The organism is Corynebacterium tuberculostearicum, from assembly GCF_013408445.1.
GTDB classification, from domain to species: domain Bacteria; phylum Actinomycetota; class Actinomycetes; order Mycobacteriales; family Mycobacteriaceae; genus Corynebacterium; species Corynebacterium tuberculostearicum.
The window spans coordinates 1,248,991-1,271,661 of sequence record NZ_JACBZL010000001.1 but is presented as its reverse complement, the minus strand read 5'-3'; the positions used below and the strand labels follow the sequence as shown (position 1 = coordinate 1,271,661).

Genomic DNA, 22,671 nt, shown 5'->3' with positions numbered 1-22,671 from the left:
TTACCAGGGAATTGGTCAACAATTGAGGCCAGAGGGGCTTGGTGCTGTGGCTCGAAGAAAGCGGCATTTATCCCCTGCTAGAAATTCGCCCGAAAGAAGGGAATTATGACTACCGCAACGCAGCCTCAACAGTTTGAAGCTTGGAAGGGATTTGAGTCCGGTCCATGGACCGAGGGCATTAACGTCCGCGACTTCATCCAGCGCAACTACACGCCGTACGACGGTGACTCCAGCTTCCTGGCAGGCCCGACCGAGAAGACCAAGCGCGTCTGGGACACCCTGGAAAAGAAGTATCTGTCCGTCGAGCGCGAGCAGCGCGTTTACGACGTTGACACCCACACCCCGACCGATATCGACGCCTTCCCGGCCGGCTACATCTCAGAGGACGACGACGTTATCGTCGGCCTGCAGACTGATACCCCGCTGAAGCGCGCCATGATGCCGTTCGGTGGCTGGCGCATGGTCAAGCAGGCTATCGCCGAAGCGGGCAAGGAAGTAGATCCTGAGGTGGAGAAGATCTTCACCCGTTACCGCAAGACCCACAACGATGCGGTCTTCGATATCTACACCCCGCGCATCCGCGCTGCTCGTTCATCACACATCATCACCGGCCTGCCGGATGCTTACGGCCGTGGCCGCATCATCGGCGACTACCGCCGTGTCGCACTTTATGGTGTGGATTACCTGATCGAGGAAAAGCAGGCTTCCCGCGATTCCGTCGCAGATGCTGGCTTCTCTGAGCACTGGGCACGCTTCCGCGAGGAGCACTCCGAGCAGATCAAGGCCCTGAAGAAGCTCAAGAAGATGGCCGAGTCCTACGGCTTCGACATCTCCCAGCCGGCCAAGACCGCTCACGAGGCAGTACAGTGGACCTACTTCGGCTACCTGGCTTCCATTAAGTCCCAGGATGGCGCCGCAATGTCCATCGGCCGCCTGTCCGCCTTCTTCGATTGCTACTTCGAGCGCGACCTCGCTGCTGGCATCATCACCGAGGAAGACGCCCAGGAGATCATCGACTCCCTGGTTCTCAAGCTGCGTATCGTTCGCTTCCTGCGCACCATCGACTACGACCAGATCTTCTCCGGCGACCCATACTGGGCAACCTGGTCCGACGCTGGCTTTGGCAACGACGGACGTCACATGGTCACCAAGACTTCCTTCCGTCTGCTGCAGACCCTGGTTAACCTTGGCCCATCACCTGAGCCAAACATCACCATCTTCTGGGATCCGAAGCTGCCAGAGGGCTACAAGGAATTCTGTGCCCACATCTCCATTGAGACCTCCTCCATCCAGTACGAGTCTGACCGCCAGATTCGTGAGCAGTGGGGCGACGACGCCGCAATTGCTTGCTGTGTCTCCCCGATGGAAGTTGGCAAGCAGATGCAGTTCTTCGGCGCTCGTGTGAACGCCGCAAAGGCTCTGCTCTACGCCATCAACGGTGGCCGCGATGAGGTATCCGGCAAGCAGGTTGTCGAAGGCTACGAGCCCATCAAGGGCGACGGCCCGCTGGACTTCGACGAGGTATGGCAGAAGTACGAGGAGATGCTGGACTGGGTTGTTGGCACCTACGTAGAAGCCCTCAACATCATCCACTACTCCCACGACAAGTACGCCTACGAGGCAGTCGAGATGGCGCTGCACGATTCCAATATCGTCCGCTCCATGGGCTGCGGCATCGCCGGCCTGTCCATCGTCGCCGACTCCCTGGCTGCTATCAAGTACGCTAAGGTCACCCCGGTACGCGACGAGACCGGCCTGATTACGGACTACGTCACCGAAGGTGACTTCCCGTTCTACGGCAACGATGATGACCGCGCCGATGATATCGCCGCTACCATTGTCCACACCGTGATGGAAAAGATTAAGGCCATCCCGATGTACCGTAATGCCATCCCAACCCAGTCCGTGCTGACCATTACCTCGAACGTGGTCTACGGCAAGGCAACAGGCGCCTTCCCGTCGGGCCACAAGGCCGGCACGCCGTTCTCCCCAGGCGCTAACCCTGAAAACGGTGCTGACAGCCACGGCATGGTTGCTTCCATGCTGTCCGTCGGCAAGCTGGATTACAAGGACGCCTTGGACGGCATCTCGCTGACCAACACCATTACTCCTTCCGGATTGGGCCGCACCCCAGAAGAGCGCATCAATAACTTGGTGGGCGTTCTGGATGCTGGCTTCATCATGGAGAAGTAAAAACCACTAACCCCCCTCAACCATCTCGAAAAGGAGAAAATCATGGCAACCCCAACTTTCGAAGACCGCATGTCAGCAATGAAGGCAAACCGCGATGCACACCAGATGAACTCTGGTCTGTACCACGCAAACATCAACGTGCTGGACAAGTCCACCCTCGAGGACGCCGTTGAGCACCCAGAGAAGTACCCGAACCTCACCGTTCGCGTCTCTGGCTACGCTGTCAACTTTGTCAAGCTGACCAAGGAGCAGCAGCTCGACGTTATCTCCCGCACCTTCCACCAGGGTTCCTAATCATGGCAGATGGCGTTACTGGTGTCGTTACCCTCTCTCCTGAAGAGGGAGAGCGAGTCCGCGGCGCGGCCGCGGGCCTGGGAGACGACGCTCAATTCGATGACATTACCCGCCCCGAACTCATGGAGGCGCGCCGTACCGGCGATATTGCCCTCGTGCACTCTTGGGAGCTCGTGACCGCCGTCGATGGCCCGGGTACCCGCATGACGATGTTCATGTCCGGCTGCCCACTGCGCTGCCAGTACTGCCATAACCCAGACACCTGGGAGATGAAGACCGGCACGCTAGAGCGGGTCGAGGATGTGGTCAAGCGCATTAAGCGTTATAAGCCAATCTTCAACGCTTCCGGTGGCGGTCTCACCATCTCCGGTGGTGAACCCCTCTTCCAACTTTCTTTCACGCGCCGCGTGCTGAAGGAAGTTCACGATGCGGGCATCCACACCACCATCGATACTGCCGGTTATCTCGGTGCGCGTTTGCGTGACGAGGACCTGGACAATATCGACCTCGTGCTTCTCGACGTCAAGTCGGGCGACGAGGAAACCTATCGCAAGGTCACTCAGCGCGAACTCCAGCCCACGCTGGACTTCGGCGACAGGCTAAACAAGATGGGCAAGGCGGTGTGGATCCGCTTCGTGGTGGTGCCAGACCTCACGGACTCGCCAGAGAACGTGGAAAATGTGGCCAACATCGTGGCGCGTTGGAAATCCAACGTTGAGCGCGTTGAGGTCCTGCCTTTCCACAATATGGGCAAGGACAAGTGGGATAACTTGGGTATGAACTACCAGCTAGCTGACACGAAGCCACCGAAGCCGGAGGATGTGGAGAAAATCCGCGACGTCTTCCGCTCGAAGGGTCTGGAAGTCCACTAGCCTGGGAGGACATGACCTCCTATCGCCGCTTCGGCCACACAATTAAAGAGCACCACCTAGAAGTCCCGTGGGATTATTCCAATCCCCACGGGACTTTTGGGCTTTACGCCCGCGAAATAATCCCTCCCGGCGGCGAGGACCTGCCCGCATTGCTATACCTGCAGGGCGGTCCCGGTTTCCCGGCGCCTCGGCCGCTGGCGCCTACGGGGCTGATTGGCAAGGCGCTAGAGCGCTACCGCGTTTTCCTCATGGATCAGCGCGGCACCGGCCGCTCAAACCGCATTGACGCGCTTAGCCCGGCCGCAGAGCGCACTGCAGGGCACTTGGCGTTGCTGCGCCAAGACAATATCGTCCGCGATGCCGAGCGCCTGCGCGAGCACCTCGGACTCGAGAAATGGTCGCTGTTCGGCCAATCCTTCGGCGGCTTTTGTATCACCGCCTACCTTTCCCAAGCGCCCGAGCGCGTCGAGCATGCCTTCTTCACCGGCGGTATCCCCACGCTGAAAGGCGCGGACGATCTTTACCGCGCTACCTTCAGCAAACTCAAGGCCCGCCAGGAGCGCTTCTACCGCGAATTCCCGTGGGCACAGGGCCGGATCGAGGAGATCATTTCCCACCTCGACAATTCGGATGAGCGGCTTCCTACCGGTGAGCGCTTGTCCGCACTGCGGTTTCGCACTATCGGCATCGAGCTCGGCCGCGGCACCGGCTTTGATTCGCTGGCCTATCTGCTGGAAGAGCCCTTCCGCACCGTAGCGGGGGAGAAGCGGTTGCGGGGTGACTTCCTGGCGGACGTCGGCCAGCGCGTGAGCTTTGCGGATGCTCCGTTGTACGCCGCAATCCATGAGTCGATTTACGGCGGCGCCGGTGGCCAGGCCGCTACGAACTGGGCGGCGCACCGCGTGCGCGAGGAATTTCCGGAATTTGCGGAGGCCGGTACCTGGCTGACCGGGGAGCACATTTTCCCCTGGCAGTTCGACGAGGACCCGGCCTTGCACGCGTTTGCCGACGCCGCCCATGGCCTCGCCCGCCACGAATTCTCCCCGCCCTATGCGCTGGGCGAGGTACCCACCACGGCTGCGGCCATCTACGTCGATGATATTTTCGTCCCGCTCGAGGAGTCCTTGGCTACGGCCGCGCACCTGGGAGACCTGCGGCCGTGGATCAACAATGAGTTCCAGCACAACGGCATTCGCGAGGATGGTGCGACCATCTTGGGAAAGCTCTTTTCGCTTATCGACGATCACTAGCATTTCGCTATTTCCTATGCGAAAATATTAGTGATCATTACGACATTTAGGGAGACTCAATGATTGCCACCATAGTATTAGTCATTATCCTGCTGATTATCTTGGGAACGCTCTTCGATGGTTATTTCATCGTTCGCACTCGCGAAGCTGCCATTCTGGAGCGATTGGGTAAATTCCAAAAGGTGGCGCATGCTGGCCTGCACTTTAAAATGCCGTGGGTGGACCGTGTACGCGATAAGATTTCGCTGCAGGTGCGCCAGCTGGACGTGATGGTGGAGACCAAGACGAAGGACAATGTCTTCGTCCAAATCCCTGTCGCCGTGCAGTACGAGGTAGTCCAGGGTCGCGAGCGCGAGGCGTACTACATGCTCTCCAATCACGAGCAGCAGATTGTGGCCTACGTTCAGGACAATGTTCGTTCCTCCGTGGCGAATATGAACCTAGATGATTCCTTCTCCTCCAAGGACACCATCGCCCGCAATGTTGCGGCCTCCTTGCGCGACAACATGGCCGAGTACGGCTGGAACTTCGTCAACACCTTGGTCACCGATATCCGCCCCGATTCCCGGGTGCGCGAGTCCATGAACTCGATTAACGCGGCGCAGCGCGAGCGCGAGGCGGCCGTCGCCCAGGCGGAGGCTGAGAAGATCCGCGTGGTGAAGGAAGCTGAGGGTGCAGCCGAGGCGAAGAAGCTGCAGGGCCGCGGCGTCGCCGACCAGCGCAAGGAAATCGTCGAGGGCATTGCCCAGCAGTACGAGATGCTTCGCGACGCCGGCGTGGAAGAATCCCCCGAAGCCCTCATGCTGGTTTCCCAGTACCTCGACGCAATGGTCGACGTCTCCCACAACGGCCAGGCGTCCGTTCTTTACATGCCTTCCAACCCGCAGGGGATGGGCGATCTTTTCAGCGGCATGCGCGACGTGCTCATGGCCAACCGCGCCCTCGACTCCGCCGAGGAGCCGTCGCAGCGCCGTCGCCCGCAGCCTAAGAAGCCTTCCCGCGCCGAAGAAATCGAGCGCGAATCTAAGCGACAGGCCGAACGCGCTAAGCGCGAAGCCATCGCCGCTTCCCAGCGCGCTGAGCAGCAACGCTCCGAGAACCAGCAGGCAGAGCCGCAGCCGCAGCAGGGCCAGCACTCCACCGCGCAGCCCCAGGCTGCCCGCGAGTACTTTCAGCAGCTGCGCGAACAACTGAAAAACGAGGACTAGTCCTGAGCATCGATAACCTCTTTGATGCCTATACCGCGCAGCGTGGCATAACCCGCCGCGCGGAGGTAATCCCTGATCACGAGTGCCAGGTATTCGCCAACGACGGCCATCCTGACTCAGGTCGTGATGCGTTAAGCGCCGCGCGCGACCTTGTCCACGACGTTCTTATGGCCGATGACACGCCGAGTAGCGCTACCTCGCAGAGGCAGCGCTAACGAACCCAGCGGACCTTGCCATTGACTCGGGCAAGGCGCCCGCGCAGCGGCGGGGCATTTGGATCATCCTGGTTGACCCCGTTGTGGTAGGGGCAGCACACCGTCAGGTTCTCCATATTGGTCAACCCGCCGTGTTTCCACGCCTTGAGGTGATGGATCTGGGCCTTGTCCGCCGGATGGTTGCACGGCGGCCACGGGCAGGTGGGATTTTCGGCCGCGGCCATCTGCCGCTGTTTCTCGGTGGCGTAACGCGATGTGCGATACAGGTTGACGGGGCCCTTGACGGGGTGGATTAGCGTCGCAAGGCCGTGCTCGGTGAAGGTGCGCTCGACGAGCTCGGCGCCGGAAATGGTGGCGCCATTGGTAAGGCGCAGCGTGACTTCCTCGCCGTCGCCGTCCAGGATTTGGTCTAGGGCGTTGAGCGGGATGATGACGTTGGTGGTGGTGCGCGCGGAGGGCGCGCCGGTGCCGCGAAGTAGGTCGCGGAGGGAATCGAGTGGGCGGTCGGGGTCGAGCGCGGCGTCGAATTCGGCAAGGAAGGCCGAGGGCGCGGTAATCCGCATAGTCCACGGTCCGTTCGGGCGACGAAGGAGTTGCACGCCTTCGCGGGGTGGCATGCGGCGCGGGCGAAGTTCGCGCAGGCGTTGCTTAGCGCGGCGGGCGATTTCAGAAGCCGGCCCACGCAGGCGGCACAGCTCCACGCGTAGGTTCCACGCTTCACGCTTCGTGCGCACCCGGGAGACGTACTTTTCAATCAGCTTGAGCGTTACGAGGTCGTGGTGCCGGGCGGCCGCGGCTGCGTGGCGTTGCTTGCGGCTGAAGCCGGTCGGACCGAAGTAGACCGCGGCCAGCGCGCGGAGGTCGTGGGCCTCGACATCCGGCAAACCCAGCTCGACAAGGGCGCGTTCAGACATGCCGTGGGCCTCGGCGAGGATGTCCATCGCCGAGGCAATATGGGTGGCATAGGCCTTAAGTGAGCTCATGGCTGCAACTTTATGCAGAGCCGGCGGGCGAGCCGAGGCGAAGACGTCCGCAGCTGTGGATAACTTGTTTAAGCGTCAACTGCCCCAGTGGGCCGCAGTGGAAAATAGATACGAAACGAGCATGCGCTTAATCTCTACGACCACAGCATCAAAGCCACTGGGGTCGCCCGCAGTTGCGTAATTGAGCTGCGAGACCACGCTGTGGATAAGGAAGCCGGCCAGGTCAATGCGTTCGTCATCGCTCATGGACGGCGCGAGTGGGGAGAGGATTTCTGACAAGGGGCAAAGCAGCTGACGCTCGGTATCTGCGGCTGTCGCGCGGGTGGCGGGGGTGGATTGCACGGCATGCCACACGGCGCGCCGGGAAGGATCCTCGCGCCACATGCGCGCCAGGTGATCGATGGTTTCATCCAGCACATCGGGCCACTGCACGTCCGGGTCGCGGCGGGAGAAGCGCTCGATTTCGGCCCGGCTGGCGGCCGTGTCTTGGCGGTCGAGCTCGCAGACGAGCACGTATTTGTTGGCAAAGAACTGATACAGAGTGCCGATGGGCACTCCGGCGCGGTGGGCGACCTCGTCGACGGTGAAGGATTCAAAGCCGACGTCGACAAGCACGGCGCGGGCGGCCTGCAGAATGCGCTCGAAGCGCTCGCGACTGCGCGCCTGCGCTGGCCGACGCCGCGGTAGCAGAATCTCTCTCACGCGCTAGCTAAGCCCCTTCATTACGCGGGCAACGTGGCCGGTGGCCTTGACGTTGTAGTGCGTCTGGCCGATGGTGCCATCCGGCTCGACCAGGAAGGTGGAGCGGATAACGCCCTGGACAACCTTGCCGTAGTTCTTCTTCTCCCCAAATGCGCCGTAGGCGGTCATGACAGACTTATCCGGATCCGAAAGCAGCGGGAAGTTCAGCTCGTGGTCCGCGCGGAACTTCGCCAGCGCCTCCGGCTTATCTGGCGAGATGCCTACGACGGCAATATTGAGATCATTGAGCTGTTCCAGGGAATCGCGGAAATCGCAGGCTTCCTTGGTGCAGCCCGGGGTATTGGCGCGGGGGTAGAAGTAGACCAGTACGCGCTGGCCTGCGTAATCGGGGAGGGAAACGGTGTTTCCGGCGTCGTCGGCAAGCGCAAAGGCAGGGGCGGTATCTCCAACGTTCAAACGGTTTTCAGTCATAGTTTCCACCTTACTTACCGCCCGGGCTGCACGCTTTTGGGCCGGCGGGGTAGAATGACCCCGTTAAGAGCGAACCTAAGTTAAGAGGAGAACTTCGTGGCACGCAATATTGAAGACATTCAGCGCGATATCGAGCGCACCCGCCGCCAGCTGGCCGGCACCCTGGACGAGCTGGCACAGCGCAGCAAGCCGCAGAACTTTGCCAACGAGGCTAAGACCGCGGCCACCGATAAGCTGCAGGACCGCAACGTGCAGATGGCCCTGGGCGGTGTCGGCGCCGCTGTGGTTGGCCTGATTGCTTTCTCGGTCTTCCGCTCTCGCCGCCGCAAGAGCGACCTGAAGGAGCTGCAGCGCCTGCTGTCCGAGCGCCACTAATTGTGAAGTCCCCGCACACCGCGGGGACTTTTTTCGTAGGCTGGGTTGGGATGAAGACACCAATCCCTTTTTATTTGCAGGAAATCCTCACCAAGGTGCGCGATAATCGCGACGGCGCCGTGGCGGACTATATTCCGGAGCTGGCTAAGGCGGAACCCGAGTATCTCGGCGCCGCGATGTGCACCACCACCGGCCACGTTTATTCTGCGGGCGATGATGAGGTGGAATTTACCCTTCAGTCCTTGTCCAAGCCTTTTGTTTATGCGCTGGCTCTCCAGGAGCTTGGTCTTTCCGCGGTGCGCGACATCGTGGGCATGGAGCCTTCGGGCGAGGCCTTCAACGAGCTTTCGCTCAACCGCGATGACCATCGGCCGGTCAACCCGATGATTAATGCGGGCGCGATTGCGGTCACGCAGCTGATTAATGGCGTGGATTCGGAGCCTGCCGCGCGCGTGGAGCGCCTGCGCACCTATTTTTCGCGGCTGGCGGGGCGAGATTTGCTTATCGACGACGCCATGCGTTCCTCCGAGCTGGAAGTCAGCGAACGCAACCTTTCGCTGGCGCACATGTTGCGCAACTACGACATCATCCAGGACGAGGCACACGATGCGGTGTCAACGTATATTGAGCAGTGCTCGATTGTGGTGACGGTGCGGGACTTGGCCGTGATGTCGGCAACGCTGGCCAATGGCGGCGTGCAGCCGGTGACGGGGGACAAGATTCTCGATGCGGACGTGTGCCGGTTGACGCTATCGGTAATGAGCTCGGCTGGCATGTACGACGGCGCCGGCCGATGGATGGCCGAGGTGGGTATCCCGGCGAAGTCGGGCGTTTCGGGTGGCCTGCTGGGCACGCTGCCGGGCCAGTTGGGCGTGGCGACATTCTCGCCGCGACTGAACAAAGAAGGCAACTCGGTGCGCGGGGTGGATGCGTTCAAGCTGCTGTCGAAGGACATGGGCCTGCACCTGATGTCCACGGACGAGCGCTACGGCGTGAACCCAGTGCGCAAGGTGGAGCAGGATGCGGAGCTGACCGTGATTTATCTGCAGGGCCTGATCAACTTCAACGCGGCTGAGACTATCTTGTACGAGTTGATGGAGTCGGACTTTGGCGAGGGCACGGTGGTGCTCGAGCTATCGCATATTACGGGCACGAACCGCATGGGTCGACGCATGCTGAAGGAGGGGCTGCGCCGAATTCGCGAGTCTGGCTTCGATATCGCCATCGTGGATCCGGATGGGGAGCTGGAAGATCGCACCATGTCGGACGGCACCGAGGTGCCCAAGGGCGAGCCGGAAGACTACGCGATCAACGGCGAATCCGTTTAGGTTTGGGTTACCTTACTTAGTCAGGTTAGGATGTCCTATGTAAGGCTCTTCGCGGCTGCCGCGAGGGCATCCAACAACCAAGGACTAAAAATGGCTCATACCCCCTTCAAGGTGATGGCGGTTGTGGCGGCGTCGGCAACCGCGCTCGTCGGCTGCGGAGCGGCCGAAGAAGTAACCGGCGGCGCCAGCGGCGAAGCCGAATTTTCCTTCACCGATATCACCGGCCGTGACGTGGAACTGGATAAGGCTCCCGACCGCGTGATTTTGGGAGAGGGCCGATCGCTTTTTGCTACCGGCGTACTCAATACCGATAATCCGCTGGACAAGGTCGTTGGCATCGGCACGGACCTCAAGCAAAATGTGCCGGATTACTACAACGCACTGGAAAAGGAGCTGCCCTCCGTCAACGAGGTTCCGGAGATTGGCGGCTTCACCAAGGGCGATGTCACCGTGGAAAAGCTTGTGAGCTTGGATCCGGATCTCATCGTGCTGTCGCTGGATCAATACGATGCCTCCCGCGAAGCGGGCCTGACCGACAAGATGGAGCAGGCCGGCCTGAAGTACGCGGTGACCGATTTCCGCCGCAAGCCGCTGGAGAATACGCCTAAGACCATGGACATCTTCGGCGAAATCTTCGGCCAGGAGGACCGCGCGGAGGAATTCAACGCGGATTGGCAAAAGACCGTGGACTTGGTAGAGGAGCGCGCGGAGAAGGTTAAGGATAAGCCAAAGACCTTCGTCTGGCGTTCGGCCGGCGTTTCCGATTGCTGCGGTTCGTGGAACGATTCCAATATTTCCCAGCTGGTCAACGCGGCCGGCGGCGAGAATATTGCCGATGAAATCATCCCGGGCGAGTCCGGCACAATCACCCCGGAAAAGGTCCTAGAAGCCGACCCGGACATGATCATTGCCACCGGTGGCGATTGGTCCGATATGAAGGACGATGAGGGCCACCCAGTCGGCTATGCGGCCGTCGGTTATGGCATCGATGAAAAGGAAGCCAAGGGCAGCGTGGCTAAGCTGCCGGGCAAGCAGACCGGCTTCGATAAGCTGCGCGCGGTCAAGGAACACCACTTCCACAGCATGTGGCACCAGTTCTATGATTCGCCGTTTAACTACCTGGCGCTGCTGCAGGTGGCCGAGTGGGTTGATCCGGAGGCGTATGCCGATGTGGACGTCGCCAAGCAGTGGATGGACGCGCAAGAAAAGTACTCGCCGGTCTCTGGCGAGGGAACCTTCTTTAGCACCAACTAATGGAGGGCGCAGAGGTAGCCGCGCTAGCGCGGCAGCATAAGAAGTTAACGTGGCAACGCATCGGCATCGTTGCGGGCCTGACGCTGATTGCAGCCGTGGCCTTCATTATCAGCAACTTTGTGGGCGCGATTGATATCAGCCCGGCCGAGGTCATGAAGGGCATTGTGAATCCCGCGGGGCTGGATGACCAGACGCGCACGGTGCTGTGGCAGCTGCGCCTGCCCATGGCCGTGATGGCCGTGCTCATCGGCATGGCGCTGTCTTTGGCCGGCGCAGAGATGCAGACCATCCTCAATAATCCGCTGGCCGAGCCTTTTACCCTTGGCATTTCCGCGGCCGCCGCGTTTGGTGGCGCGACCTCCATCGTGCTCAAGTGGCAGCTGATTGCGCAGCCGCAGTTCAACCTGGCGCTGATGGCATGGCTCGCGGCCGCAGTGGCGACGGCCATCATCGTGGTTGCGGCCGTTATCCGCGGCGCGAAGGCGGAGACTATGGTGCTGCTGGGCATCGGCTTGGTGTTCTTCTTCCAAGCCATGCTGGCGCTTATCCAGTACCAGTCCTCGGCCGAGGCGCTGCAGCAGATCGTCTTTTGGTCCATGGGTTCTCTTACCCGCGCCAATTGGGCGGCCAACGGCGTGCTGGCGGCCGTGCTGATTATCGCCCTGCCCATTTTGTGGGCGTTGGGCTGGCGCCTTACTGCCTTGCGGCTTGGCGACGCCCGCGCTACCGCCATGGGCATCAATACCTCCCGCCTGCGCGTTGTGGTGCTCATCGTGGTTTCGCTCGTCGCGGCGACCACCGTGGCCTTCGCGGGCATCATCGGCTTCATCGGCTTGGTGGGCCCGCACATCGCCCGCATGTTGGTGGGCGAGGACCAGCGCTACTTCCTGCCGGCCTCCATGGCGGCGGGCGCGGCCGTGATGTGTGCCGCGCATGCGGTGAGCCTGATGATTAAGCCGGGCCTGGCTATTCCCATTGGCATTGTCACCTCGCTTCTGGGCGTGCCATTCTTCATTGCCATCGTCATGACCCGAAGGAGGGCATTGTGGACGTAGAACTGACTATTTCCGGGCTGAGTGCGGCCTATGGCAAGCACCGCGTGCTGGAGTCCGTGGATGTGGAAAAGCTCCACGGCGGGCAGCTGGTGGGCCTGTTGGGGCCGAATGCCTCCGGCAAGACCACGCTTATCAAGTCCCTGGCTGGAGTGCACCGCGGTTGCGATGGTGAGGTGGATTTCCGCGTCGATGGCACGGCCCCGCGCGGCAAGCGACGCCGGCAGCTCATCGGCTACGTGCCGCAGGATCTCACGAGTACGGCCGCGCTGCGGGCGTTTGAGGCCGTGCTGATCTCTGCACGCCGTGAGGCCTGCGAGGACCCGATTACGCGCACCGGTGAGGTGCTGCACTCGCTGGGCCTGGACGCGATTGCCTCGCGCTACCTCAACGAGCTTTCCGGCGGACAGCGCCAGCTGGTGGCGGTGGCGCAGATGTTGGTGGGCAACCCAGGCCTCATGCTTCTCGACGAACCCACGTCCGCCCTCGACCTGCATCACCAGATCTTCGTGCTGGACGAGGTGCGTGCCAAGGCGAAGCGCGACGGCAGCCTAGGCCTTGTGGCCATCCACGACATCAACCTGGCTGCGCGCATGTGCGATCAGCTGGTGGTGCTCAAGAAGGGCCATATTCGCGCTCAGGGCGCGCCTTCAGACGTTCTCACGGGGGAGCTCGTGGAAGGCGTGTATGGGGTAGAGGCGGACGTCGTCCAGCATGGCGGCGCTCCACTCATTGCCCCGCTGCGGGTGAAATAGCAAAAAGGCCGGGCGATTGCCCGGCCTAATTTTTTAATTTAAATTTTTAAGTGGTGCGCCATCAGGGAATCGAACCCCGAACCCACTGATTAAGAGTCAGTTGCTCTGCCAATTGAGCTAATGGCGCATTGTTGACTTCCTGCCGTGTGGCTCTCTGTGCAACGAGTAGATACTCTAGCAGCCATTCTTGAAAAGTGTAAAATCGCCTGGTCATCGCATGTTTTTAGGAGTGTATAACGAATTGGTTAATGCCTGAAGTGGCTTCTGGTAATTGCTGGAGCGAGACGCTAATCTAAATTGGTCTTTGAAAGCAGCAATTACGTGTCTAAGGGCAACTCAGTGAAACATTCCCTCCCTAGTGCGCGCCGCCTCATCGCGGCCGCGGGCGTTGCGTGCATTTCCCTAGCCGCCGCCTCCTGCTCCTCTGATTCCTCTGCCGAGAATCAGGCCGCTGACCAAGAATCCACCGCCGCCGCAAGCGCGAACGGCGCGAAAGATGGTGGCAAAGAGTCCGAAAAGAAAAAGGATGGTCTGAAGGCTTCCGTGAAAGACGGGGCGAAGAACGTGGATCCGTCTAAGCCCGTCACCGTGAAGACCACCGGCAAGCTCAAGAGCGTCACCATGACCAATGAACTGGGCGTGGAAGTCAAAGAAAAGCTCTCCAAGGACGCCAAGACGTGGTCTACGGCGGAGGACCTGGGCTACAACCACACCTATTCCATCGTGGCCTCCGATGTGGATGGCAACAAGAAGAAACTCAGCTTTTCCACCCCGCAAGCAGCGGGCGTTGCCGAAGTCTCGCTTAGCCCAATCCCGGATTCTGAGGTCGGCGTAGGCCAGGTCATTGGCGTGAACTTCGGCGTGCCGATTACGGACCGCAAGGCGGCCGAGAAGACCATTACTGTGACCACCAACCCTGAGGTTAAGGGCGCTTTCTACTGGGTCAACAACCAAGAGGTGCGCTGGCGTCCAAAGGAATACTGGGAGCCTGGCACCAAGGTTGAGGTGAAGGTGGACCAGTATGGCAAGGACCTAGGCGGCGGAATTTACGGCGGCGAGAACGCCAAGACCAATTTCACCATCGGTGACCGCACCGTGGCGATTATCGATAACGCCACCAAGACCATGAAGGTCTTTAAGAATAAGAAGTTCTTGCGCGCCATCCCGGTCTCGCTAGGCCGCGATTATCAGTACGATACGCCGAACGGGCGCTACATCATCGGTGATGAGCACCCGCAGCTAGTCATGGACTCGGAGACCTTTGGCCTAGCCCATGAGGCAGGCGGCTACCGCACGACCGTGGACTGGGCTACGCAGATGTCCTATTCCGGCATCTATGTTCACTCCGCTCCGTGGTCCGTAGGGGCGCAGGGCAATACCAATACCTCGCACGGCTGCATTAACGTGACGCCGGAGGCCGCACAGTGGTTCCAGGAAACCATGAAGCGCGGCGACGTGGTGCGCGTGTTCAATACCTACGGTGAAACGCTTAATGCGCTGGATGGCCTAGGTGACTGGAATATGTCCTGGGGCGAGTGGTCTAAGGGCAACGCGGACGCCAATCAGTAGCGCCCAAGAGCGGCGCAGGCGATGAGCGCATGGCTACAGTGGTGGCCATGCGCTTTTCTGTTTTAGACCGCGGGGCGGCCGGGCCGTTGGACCAGGTAGCTGAGCACGCCCGGCACGTGGAGGGGCTTGGTTTCCGGCGATTTCTGGTGGCCGAGCATCATGGCGTGCCGGGCATTCCGGCGGGGCAGCCGGGGATGTTGGCAGCCCACGTGGCGGCGCGCACGCAGCGCATTCGGGTGGGCACGGCCGGCGTCATGCTGTTGAATCACCCGCCGTTTCTGGTGGCCGAGCAGATAAACCTCCTCGAGGCGCTGTATCCCGGGCGCATCGATATTGGGATTGGTTCCTCTGTCGGCTTTACTGGCCCGGTGCGGCGGGCACTGCACCAGGGCGACCCGGCCGAGGTGAAGCAGCGCTTTGAGGCGGAGCTGGCGACGCTATTGCGCTACCTGCGCGGCGAGGAGGCGGTGACGGTGCGGCCGGAGTATGCGGGCACGCCGATCTACGTGTTGGCGGGCTTTCGATCGGCCATGGTTGCGGCCAAGATGGGGCTCGGCGTCATCTTGGGTGGTCCGGTGGCCACGCAGGAGGCGGCCGCGCGGGTGTATCGGGAGCATGCGCTTGCCGACGCCCCGCCTATCATCTCTTCGCTCAATATCGCCGTTGCCGATACGCCCGCGGCCGCCCGTGACCTGTTGTTACCGGAGGTCTATGCCAAGGTACTCGCGCAATCTACCGGCGAGTTCGCGGCCCTGCGGCCTGCAGGGGAGCTGGATATGGATGCGCTGACGGGGCAGCAGCGCCGGCGCATTGAGGAAGCGCTGGCCCATGACGTGTGGGGAACGGTGAAGGAAGTGGGGGAGGAGCTAAGGGGCGTCGGCAAGCGGCTGGGCGTAAGCGAGTTTGTGGTGACCGGAGATATGCCAGATGTGGCCGGTCGGGCGCGCTCGGAGGAGCTGCTGGCGAGCCTGCAGGCGGAAAACTGAAAAAGCCCGAGCGCAAGGCTCGGGCACTTGGGGTGGCTGACGGTGTCTGAGTTCATGACATATTTGACAGTCTGTGCCTGAGGGAACCGTCGTGATGCTTGACAGATCAGCCGCGACATATTTGACGCTTAGGGCTACCTTACCGTGTCGGGTGATGCTTGACTGGTGAGTCGGGACATGTTTGACACTATGAACAGTCCTAACCGCAATATGGCTGTCGTCAAAGCCGTACGCCATGAAGGTGGCAATCCAGTGGCGTCGAAATAAAGTGCGGCCATTCAGGGCTGAAGGCACCTTCTAGAGCCCGAGGGGGAAATGGCTCCGCCCGTCACGCATAGGTGTTCTTTACGGCGTCTTAGTACTGCTGCTTGGAACAATGCGCCCTGGCACTGCCCGCCTGATCGAAGAAACCGGCACCCCAGAACAAAAAGCAACTGGAATGCCGGTTTGTCAACGATGTCGCGACTCATCTGTCAAACATGTCGCGACTCATGACATGGGGTGGCTGACGGGACTCGAACCCGCGACACCCAGGATCACAACCTGGTGCTCTACCAGCTGAACTACAGCCACCATCGCTGCGTGAAAGCAACGAGATATAGGTTAACTCACGCCGCCTAAATTACAAAAACGCCTGGTAATCTGCGGTGGTTTCAGCCTTGATTTCCTCCGCCTCGGGGGAGGTGGGGCCCTCGTCGGTGCGGAAGACGCTGCGGCGGTAGAAGTCCAACTCGCGGATGGATTCGATGATGTCCTGCAGTGCGCGGTGGGCCATGCCCTTATCGGGCTGGTTGAAATAAGCACGCGGGTGCCACCGGCGGGCAAGCTCCTTGATGGTGGAGACGTCGATCATGCGGTAGTGCAGGGCGCTATCGAGCCGCGGCATATAAGTGCGGATGAAGGTGCGATCCGTGGCGATGGAATTGCCGGCCAGGGGAGCGGGGTGCTCCGGATCGCAGTGCTCGTTAATGAGTGTCAGTACGGCGTCCTCGGCTTCCCCGATGGAGGTGGTGGACTCGCGGATTTCCTTATCTAGGCCGGACTTAGCGTGCATCTCGGTGACGAAGGAATCCATCTGTGCCAGCTCATCCTCGGTGGCGTGGACGACGAGGTCGATGCCTTCGCCCAGGATGTTGAGGTTGCCATCGGTGATGACGGCAGCGACCTCAACGATGACGTGGCGTTCGGGGTCCAGGCCCGTCATCTCCAAATCGATCCAGACGAGGCGATCGTGTTTTGCGGCTATCTCGGAATGTGGCATGCGGCCCATTCTACGCCCGCGTGCCTTTACCCCTGTATGGGGTACGAGCCGGGCTGCCCTGGGGGGCGATTACTACTGGACAACGCCAGCTTTCAGTACGTGTGGCGCTGTACTGCATAAAATTAATCGGTGATTTACCTCACTCATCGATGTGAGTTAGGGCATACTCTGGTTAATCGCTCTTCATTCGGGAGGTGCGACAGACTTAGGAGAGACCAGATGGCAAACTTCCTCGATGCCCTCAATACCGTAATTTGGTCCCCCGTCTTGGTGTTTTTATGCCTCGGCGCGGGTATTTATTTCACCGTGGTGACACGCGGCCTGCAGGTGCGCTGCATCCCGGACATGCTCAAGCAGATCGTTAACGGAGAAAAGTCCGCAGATGGCGTTTCTTCCTTCCAATCCTTGATGGTTTCGCTCTCCGGCCGCGTGGGCGTGGGCAATATCGCCGGCGTGGCCACAGCCATCGCCTTCGGTGGGCCTGGCGCCGTGTTCTGGATGTGGGCAGTGGCGCTGTTGGGCTCGTCCACCTCGTTCATCGAAAGTACGTTGGCGCAGATTTACAAGGAGAAGGACCAGGACACCGGTGAGTACCGCGGCGGGCCCGCCTATTACATCGAAAAGGCCTACAAGCACACTAAGGCGGCGCCTTTCATGGTGGTCTACGGCATCGTGTTTGCCGTCGCCATGATCTTGGCTACCAGCTACTTCCTGCCGGCAATCCAGGCCAATGCGGTGGCCGCCGCGGCCGATACCGCCTGGGGCATCAACTCCACCTGGGCAGCCGTCGTCTTGGCGGGCATTCTGGCCATCATCATTATTGGCGGCGTGAAGCGCATTGCGACCTTCGCCACCATTGTCGTGCCATTCATGGCGGTCATTTATCTCGTGATTTCCGTGGTGGTCATGTGCATGAACTTCTCGCAGATTCCGGAGGTCTTCGGGCTCATCTTCAGGTCCGCATTCAATATGGAAGCCGGATTCTCCGGCATGCTGGGCGCGGCCATCATGTGGGGTGTTAAGCGCGGCATCTACTCCAATGAGGCTGGCCAAGGTACCGGCCCGCAGTCCGCTGCAGCCGCCGAGGTTTCCCACCCCGCTAAGCAGGGCTTTGTGCAGTCCTTCGCGGTGTACGTCGATACGCTTTTCGTCTGCTCGGCTACCGCGTTCATGATTATTTCTACGGATATGTACGCCGTCTTCCGCGGCAGCTCCGAGGACGGCGAAGTGGTCTACAACGGCTCGCTTCCTGATGGCGTCGAGGTCGGCCCTGGCTACGTGCAGTCCGGTCTCGATAGCGTCTTCGCCGGCTGGGGCCCAACCTTCATTGCCGTCTCCATTGCCTTCTTCGCCTTTACCACGGTCCTGGCGTACTACTACATGTCCGAAGTTAACCTGACCTACTTCAACCGCTGGGTCCGCTCCCGCACGGCTCGCCGTGGCCTGATTTGGGTGCTGCGCGCACTGATTATTGTTTCTGTCGTGGTTGGCGCCACCACCACTCCGGGTGCGGCGTGGGCGCTGGGCGATATCGGCGTCGGCACGACCGCATGGCTCAATATCATCGCCATCCTCTTCCTGCAGGTCCCTGCCCTCAAGGCACTCAAGGACTACGAAAAGCAAAAGAAGGCCGGCAAGGATCCGCAGTTCGACCCAGAAGCTTTGGGCATTAAGAATGCGGACTTCTGGGTGGAGCGCAAACGAGCACGCGGCGAGGGCAGCGTGCTCAAAAACAAAGACAAGGACTTAGAAGGCGCCGGGGCCTAGCCCATCTTGGCGTAGAAGCTGCCTACCAGCGGTGCAATCACCGGGGTGGGCAGCACCTGGCTGAGGGTATTCATCGCCTTAGATAGCGGGCCGGGCACCACGCGGCGCTGATTGCGGCGCATGGCCTCGATGGTTTCTTGGGAGCACGACTCGTAGGTGGTCCACAAAAAGTCCGGTACCACCTTGTCCACGATCGACTGGTCTTCCTCTGCGATGGTGGCCTCGCGCACGGGGCCGGGGGCGAGCAGGGTGCACGAGACGCCGGAGCCCTTCAGCTCGTAGTGTAGGGCCTCCGTAAACGCATTGACGCCCGCCTTGGTGAAAACGTAGGTGGCGTTATTAGGGATGGGGATATTGCCCGCGGCAGAGCCGACATTACAGATAGCGCCGCTGCGGCGAGGCAGCATTTGCTCCAAGGCGGCTCGCGTGAGGTGGTGGACGGCAGTTCCGTTGAGCTCGAACTGCGTCGTCTCGTACGACCAGTCTTGGTCCATGAAGGGGCCGAAGCTGGCGATGCCGGCGGAATTGACCAGGATCGACACCTCGCGGGTGGCGATGGTCTCGGCCACGCGGGCGACGTCGTCAGCTACCGCTAGGTCCGCCGGTAGAGCAATGGCCTCGATATTATGGCGCTGCTCGAGCTCGGCGGCGATGGACTCCAGGACCTCGCGGCGGCGGGCCACAAGGATGACGTTATATCCCAGTGCGGCGAAATCCTGCGCCATGGCCTTGCCAATGCCTTGGCTGGCGCCCGTAACGAGGGCGTAGGACGTTCGGGAAGGGGCGGGAAGTGACATGGTTAAGCCTTTCCGGAGTGGGGGCATGGTGAGTCCTAGCGTAAACAAAAAGCCTTGAAGCGGCGAGAAACTCGGCGCCTCAAGGCTTTCGCGCGGTGCCCCCAGCAGGATTCGAACCCGCGACACATGGGGTAGAAACCCACTGCTCTAATCCACTGAGCTATGGGGGCTTACAACGCACTCATAGTAGCCCACTAGGGCGAGGAAACCTAAGCCAGGGTGTGCTGCGGCGAGCGCAGGATGTCTACCAAGTCTTGGGCAGCTGCGGTCAGCTCGCGATCCGTGCGGTAGGCCACGATGGCGTAGTAGCGCGGCAGGTCATCAGCAATGGGGCGAGTGATAATGCCGTGCGGCTGCACAGCAGGTGCGCAATTGGGCACGATGCTGACGCCGAGGCCACTGGAGACCATAGGAATCGCGCTATTGAGGCTGGCGACCTCCTGGGTCTTTTCCGGCTTGAGGCCCGGGCGGCTATTCCAGAGGTCGTGATAGAACTCGGCCAGTTCGGGAAGTTCGCGGCTGCGCGGTGGGACAAGCCAAGTTTCCTTCTTTAGCTCGGCGAGGGAGACGGGGGATTCCAACTCGGCGAGGCGCTGGGGAAGGGCGACGGAATAATCGAACGTGGCCACCTGGTGGACGGTGAGCTCGGGGGAGTAGCGGCGAATGAAGGCCTTCGGATCGGACGTCGGCAAGAGCGCTAGGTCCACCTGGCCATCCAGCAGGTGCTTGATAGCGGTGGCCGGTTCGGCGTCGTCCAGCGAGATATTGGCGGTGGGGTAAATCCGCTTGAGCTCGGCCAGGGCGGAAGGGGTAAATTCCCAGTTCAAGATGGCGCCGGAGGCTAGCGACACGGTGCTTGCCTTGTCGCCGGTGATTTCGCTGATATGGCGCTGGGTTTCGCTCAGCAGCGCATCAACCTTGACGGCCGTTTCGTAGACATAATCGCCAGCCTCAGTGGTGGAGACACCGGAGCGACCGCGCGAGAGCAGCTGGGCGTTGAGCTCCTTTTCTAGCTTCCGGATGGAAAGGCTCAGAGACGGCTGGGTCATATCGAGGGATTCGGCAGCGTGCGTGAAGGAGCCATTGTCTACAACGGCGCGAAAATAAAGAAGTTGACGGGTGTCCATAAGCTCCATAATGACACATGTAAAGACAAAATGTGTGTTAGGTGAGAAACTAGGTCGCGCTATACAATGCGCACTATGGCAAATGAGAAGGTTAACAGTGTGAACGCGGCGGGTAAGAAGCCCCGCTCTTCCTGGGGGATTTATATCGCAGCGATGCTTATTGCCGGCCTGATCGCCGGTTTTATTTCCCTGTTCCTCCTGGCTGATTCCCTGGCGGCGCTAGGCATTCCGGACCCCGGCCGCATAACCACCTTTGGCTTGCCGCTCTTTCGAGGCGTGGCGTGGATTCTCATGGCTTTGTCCGTGGGCTCATTCTTGGCCTCGTCGTTCCTCATCGCTCCGCGCGGGGACAATGCCGCGCTTATCGATGCCCCCTTGTCCGTCGATGGCCACATCGCCGCCCGCACCGGCACCTGGGCCTCTTTTGGCATGGCGGCCGTGGGGCTCGTGGAAATCCCGCTCATTATGTCCGACCTCACCGGCGCGCCCTTTTCTCAGGTATTCGAGCCTTCCATCATGAAAATGGCTCTGACGGAAATTTCCACCACCATTGTGTGGGCAATCTCCGTGGTCATTGCCCTGGTAGTGGGCATTCTCGGGCTGGTGGGCCGTGGCTGGTCCATGCAGCCGGTCCTGCTTTTCTTGTCCATAATGCAGGTCGTACCCATTGGCATGGAAGGCCATTCCGCGGCGGGCGGCGACCATGATTACGGCACCAATTCGCTCCTGTGGCACTTGGTCTTCGTCATGCTTTGGGTAGGCGGGCTTATGGCGCTAATCGCCCATGGTCGGCGCCTTGGCCCCAATCTCGCCTTTGCGGTGAAGCGCTACTCCGGCATCGCCTTTATGGCCATTGTGGTGCTCGCTGTTTCGGGCTTGATTAACACCCTCATCCGCATGAATATCTCCGATCTGGTGGATTCCGCGTACGGAATCATTCTGATTACCAAATTCGTGCTGACGATTTTGCTGGGCATCTTCGGCCTCGCTCACCGCGAGCTCACCATCCCGCAGCTGGGCAAGAACCCGCGCCTTTTCATTCGCATCGCCATCGTGGAAGTAGCGGTCATGGCCGGCACGATTGGCGTAGCCATCACGCTGGGCCGCACTGTGCCCCCGGCGCCGCGCGATCCCAACCTCAACTCGATGCAGATTCTGATGGGCTATGAGCTGTTTGAAAAGCCCACGGTGCTCAACGTGTGGACCATGTTCCGCTTCGACATCATGTTTGGCACCATTGGCCTGCTGTTGGCTGCGGCCTATGGCTACTGCGTCTACCGCGTACACAAGCGCGGCCTAACCTGGAGTAAGGGGCGTACCGCATGGTTTATGTGCGGTGCGCTGGGCCTGACCCTTGTGATGTCTACCGGCCTAGGCCTGTACATGCCGGCGATGTACTCCATGCACATGTTGGTGCACATGATTTTGTCGATGGCGGTCCCGCTCCTGCTCGTCTTGGGAGCGCCACTGACCCTGCTCATGGAGGCCTTTGAGGCAGGACCGAAGGGGAAGCCCAGCCTGCACGACTATGCTCTGGCGGCCACTCAGTCCAAGATCGTCGCGTTTATTACCAATCCGTTTGTCAACCTCGTGCAGTACCTATTTTTCCTCTATGTGCTGTACTTGTTCCCGAGTCTGTATCAATTCGCTATCTCGGAACATGCAGGTCACCTCATTATGAACTTCACGTTCATCATCTCCGGCTGCTTCTATTTCTGGGAAATCATCGGGCCGGATCCGCTGCCCAAGCGGCACTCCACCCCGTTCCGGTTGGCCGTGCTGTTCCTTTCCATGCCTTTCCACCTCTTTGCCGGTGTGTACCTGATGCAGCTGCAAAGCGTGTTGGGGGCAGACTTCTACCAGTATTTGGAGCTGCCCTGGGATCAGGATCTGCTCCAAGACCAACGTGTGGGCGGCGGCATCGCGTGGGGCTTTGGTCAGTTCCCACTGGTTATCGTCTTTGGCAAGCTCTTCCTGGATTGGCTCAGCGATGATCGCGCTACGGCTCGCCGCCACGATATGCAGGCGGATGCGGACGATGATGCCGAATTGGAACGCTATAACGCGATGCTCCAGGATATGGGCCACGGCGATGAATCGAGCTTCCGCGGGCGCTAGCCTGTGGATAACCGGCCCGAAATCGCCCCCAAACCCGAGTTTTGTTGACGGGTACAACAAGTTATTCACAGGGTAGGGGCTGCCGGCATGGTGC

18 protein-coding genes, 3 tRNA genes and 1 pseudogene are annotated in these 22,671 nt (G+C 60.4%); 13 read left to right on the top strand and 9 right to left on the bottom strand.

Annotated elements, in window-relative coordinates; translation table 11 throughout:
• Positions 1-105 precede the first annotated feature (105 nt).
• From pflB to BJ985_RS05995, 4 genes and pseudogenes are all read left to right on the top strand, one after another.
• Positions 106-2,487: pseudogene (gene pflB, locus BJ985_RS06015) on the top strand (formate C-acetyltransferase).
• Between the two features lie 2 nt (positions 2,488-2,489).
• A complete protein-coding gene (gene pflA, locus BJ985_RS06005) occupies positions 2,490-3,359 on the top strand; it encodes a pyruvate formate-lyase-activating protein (RefSeq protein WP_005327293.1) in 870 nt (289 codons plus the stop codon).
• An 11-nt stretch (positions 3,360-3,370) separates the two neighbouring features.
• Entirely contained in the window at positions 3,371-4,609 is a 1,239-nt protein-coding gene (locus BJ985_RS06000) for an alpha/beta fold hydrolase (RefSeq protein ID WP_179386915.1), read from the top strand.
• Positions 4,610-4,668: 59 nt separating this feature from the next.
• The gene (locus tag BJ985_RS05995) at positions 4,669-5,817 is read left to right on the top strand and encodes an SPFH domain-containing protein (protein WP_179386914.1); all 1,149 of its coding nucleotides are present in this window, start codon (positions 4,669-4,671) and stop codon (positions 5,815-5,817) included.
• Positions 5,818-6,028: 211 nt separating this feature from the next.
• Here BJ985_RS05995 and BJ985_RS05990 read toward each other — a convergent pair whose 3' ends face one another.
• The 3 genes from BJ985_RS05990 to bcp all read right to left on the bottom strand — a co-directional run bounded on the left by BJ985_RS05990 (position 6,029) and on the right by bcp (position 8,188).
• Entirely contained in the window at positions 6,029-7,015 is a 987-nt protein-coding gene (locus tag BJ985_RS05990; RefSeq protein ID WP_179386913.1) for an HNH endonuclease signature motif containing protein, read from the bottom strand.
• A 75-nt stretch (positions 7,016-7,090) separates the two neighbouring features.
• Positions 7,091-7,717 (bottom strand): TetR/AcrR family transcriptional regulator, encoded by a 627-nt coding sequence (locus BJ985_RS05985; RefSeq protein ID WP_179386912.1) that lies wholly within the window; start codon positions 7,715-7,717, stop codon positions 7,091-7,093.
• A 3-nt stretch (positions 7,718-7,720) separates the two neighbouring features.
• The gene (gene bcp, locus BJ985_RS05980; RefSeq protein ID WP_179386911.1) at positions 7,721-8,188 is read right to left on the bottom strand and encodes a thioredoxin-dependent thiol peroxidase; all 468 of its coding nucleotides are present in this window, start codon (positions 8,186-8,188) and stop codon (positions 7,721-7,723) included.
• 96 nt (positions 8,189-8,284) lie between these two features.
• Here bcp and BJ985_RS05975 point away from each other — a divergent pair, with 96 nt between their 5' ends.
• The 5 genes from BJ985_RS05975 to BJ985_RS05955 all read left to right on the top strand — a co-directional run bounded on the left by BJ985_RS05975 (position 8,285) and on the right by BJ985_RS05955 (position 12,952).
• The gene (locus BJ985_RS05975; RefSeq protein ID WP_005323988.1) at positions 8,285-8,563 is read left to right on the top strand and encodes a DUF3618 domain-containing protein; all 279 of its coding nucleotides are present in this window, start codon (positions 8,285-8,287) and stop codon (positions 8,561-8,563) included.
• A 50-nt stretch (positions 8,564-8,613) separates the two neighbouring features.
• Positions 8,614-9,891, top strand: a complete 1,278-nt coding sequence (locus tag BJ985_RS05970) for a glutaminase (RefSeq protein ID WP_179386910.1) — start codon at positions 8,614-8,616, stop codon at positions 9,889-9,891.
• Between the two features lie 90 nt (positions 9,892-9,981).
• Positions 9,982-11,145: an ABC transporter substrate-binding protein gene (locus tag BJ985_RS05965; protein ID WP_179386909.1), complete on the top strand. Its 1,164-nt coding sequence runs from the start codon at positions 9,982-9,984 to the stop codon at positions 11,143-11,145.
• A complete protein-coding gene (locus BJ985_RS05960; protein ID WP_005323991.1) occupies positions 11,145-12,200 on the top strand; it encodes a FecCD family ABC transporter permease in 1,056 nt (351 codons plus the stop codon). Before BJ985_RS05965 ends, BJ985_RS05960 begins: the two co-directional genes overlap by 1 nt.
• The gene (locus BJ985_RS05955; protein WP_179386908.1) at positions 12,191-12,952 is read left to right on the top strand and encodes an ABC transporter ATP-binding protein; all 762 of its coding nucleotides are present in this window, start codon (positions 12,191-12,193) and stop codon (positions 12,950-12,952) included. Before BJ985_RS05960 ends, BJ985_RS05955 begins: the two co-directional genes overlap by 10 nt.
• 51 nt (positions 12,953-13,003) lie before the next feature.
• On the opposite strand, the gene BJ985_RS05950 is transcribed toward BJ985_RS05955, so the two are convergent.
• Positions 13,004-13,079 (bottom strand) — tRNA-Lys (locus BJ985_RS05950).
• 212 nt (positions 13,080-13,291) lie between these two features.
• On the opposite strand from BJ985_RS05950, the gene BJ985_RS05945 reads away from it, so the two are divergent.
• Together BJ985_RS05945 and BJ985_RS05940 are read left to right on the top strand one after the other, a co-directional pair.
• Entirely contained in the window at positions 13,292-14,521 is a 1,230-nt protein-coding gene (locus tag BJ985_RS05945) for a L,D-transpeptidase (protein WP_179386907.1), read from the top strand.
• A gap of 29 nt (positions 14,522-14,550) precedes the next feature.
• Positions 14,551-15,507, top strand: a complete 957-nt coding sequence (locus BJ985_RS05940; RefSeq protein WP_179386906.1) for an MsnO8 family LLM class oxidoreductase — start codon at positions 14,551-14,553, stop codon at positions 15,505-15,507.
• A 497-nt stretch (positions 15,508-16,004) separates the two neighbouring features.
• Here BJ985_RS05940 and BJ985_RS05935 read toward each other — a convergent pair.
• Together BJ985_RS05935 and orn are read right to left on the bottom strand one after the other, a co-directional pair.
• Positions 16,005-16,080 (bottom strand) — tRNA-His (locus BJ985_RS05935).
• A 49-nt stretch (positions 16,081-16,129) separates the two neighbouring features.
• Entirely contained in the window at positions 16,130-16,777 is a 648-nt protein-coding gene (orn, locus tag BJ985_RS05930; RefSeq protein ID WP_179386905.1) for an oligoribonuclease, read from the bottom strand.
• A 210-nt stretch (positions 16,778-16,987) separates the two neighbouring features.
• Here orn and BJ985_RS05925 point away from each other — a divergent pair, with 210 nt between their 5' ends.
• Positions 16,988-18,535 carry an alanine/glycine:cation symporter family protein gene (locus tag BJ985_RS05925; RefSeq protein WP_179386904.1) on the top strand — a complete coding sequence of 516 codons (1,548 nt, stop codon included), beginning with the start codon at positions 16,988-16,990 and terminating at the stop codon, positions 18,533-18,535.
• Here the strand turns inward: BJ985_RS05925 and cmrA are convergent.
• From cmrA to BJ985_RS05910, 3 genes are all read right to left on the bottom strand, one after another.
• Entirely contained in the window at positions 18,532-19,332 is an 801-nt protein-coding gene (cmrA, locus tag BJ985_RS05920; RefSeq protein WP_005327278.1) for a mycolate reductase, read from the bottom strand. The two genes, BJ985_RS05925 and cmrA, sit on opposite strands and share 4 nt — an antisense overlap.
• Positions 19,333-19,428: 96 nt before the next feature.
• Positions 19,429-19,502: transfer RNA gene (locus tag BJ985_RS05915), tRNA-Arg, on the bottom strand.
• Between the two features lie 39 nt (positions 19,503-19,541).
• The gene (locus BJ985_RS05910) at positions 19,542-20,459 is read right to left on the bottom strand and encodes a LysR family transcriptional regulator (RefSeq protein ID WP_201802319.1); all 918 of its coding nucleotides are present in this window, start codon (positions 20,457-20,459) and stop codon (positions 19,542-19,544) included.
• Between the two features lie 66 nt (positions 20,460-20,525).
• Between BJ985_RS05910 and BJ985_RS05905 the strand changes: the two genes are divergently transcribed.
• Positions 20,526-22,577 carry a bifunctional copper resistance protein CopD/cytochrome c oxidase assembly protein gene (locus tag BJ985_RS05905; protein ID WP_179386902.1) on the top strand — a complete coding sequence of 684 codons (2,052 nt, stop codon included), beginning with the start codon at positions 20,526-20,528 and terminating at the stop codon, positions 22,575-22,577.
• Positions 22,578-22,671: the final 94 nt, after the last annotated feature.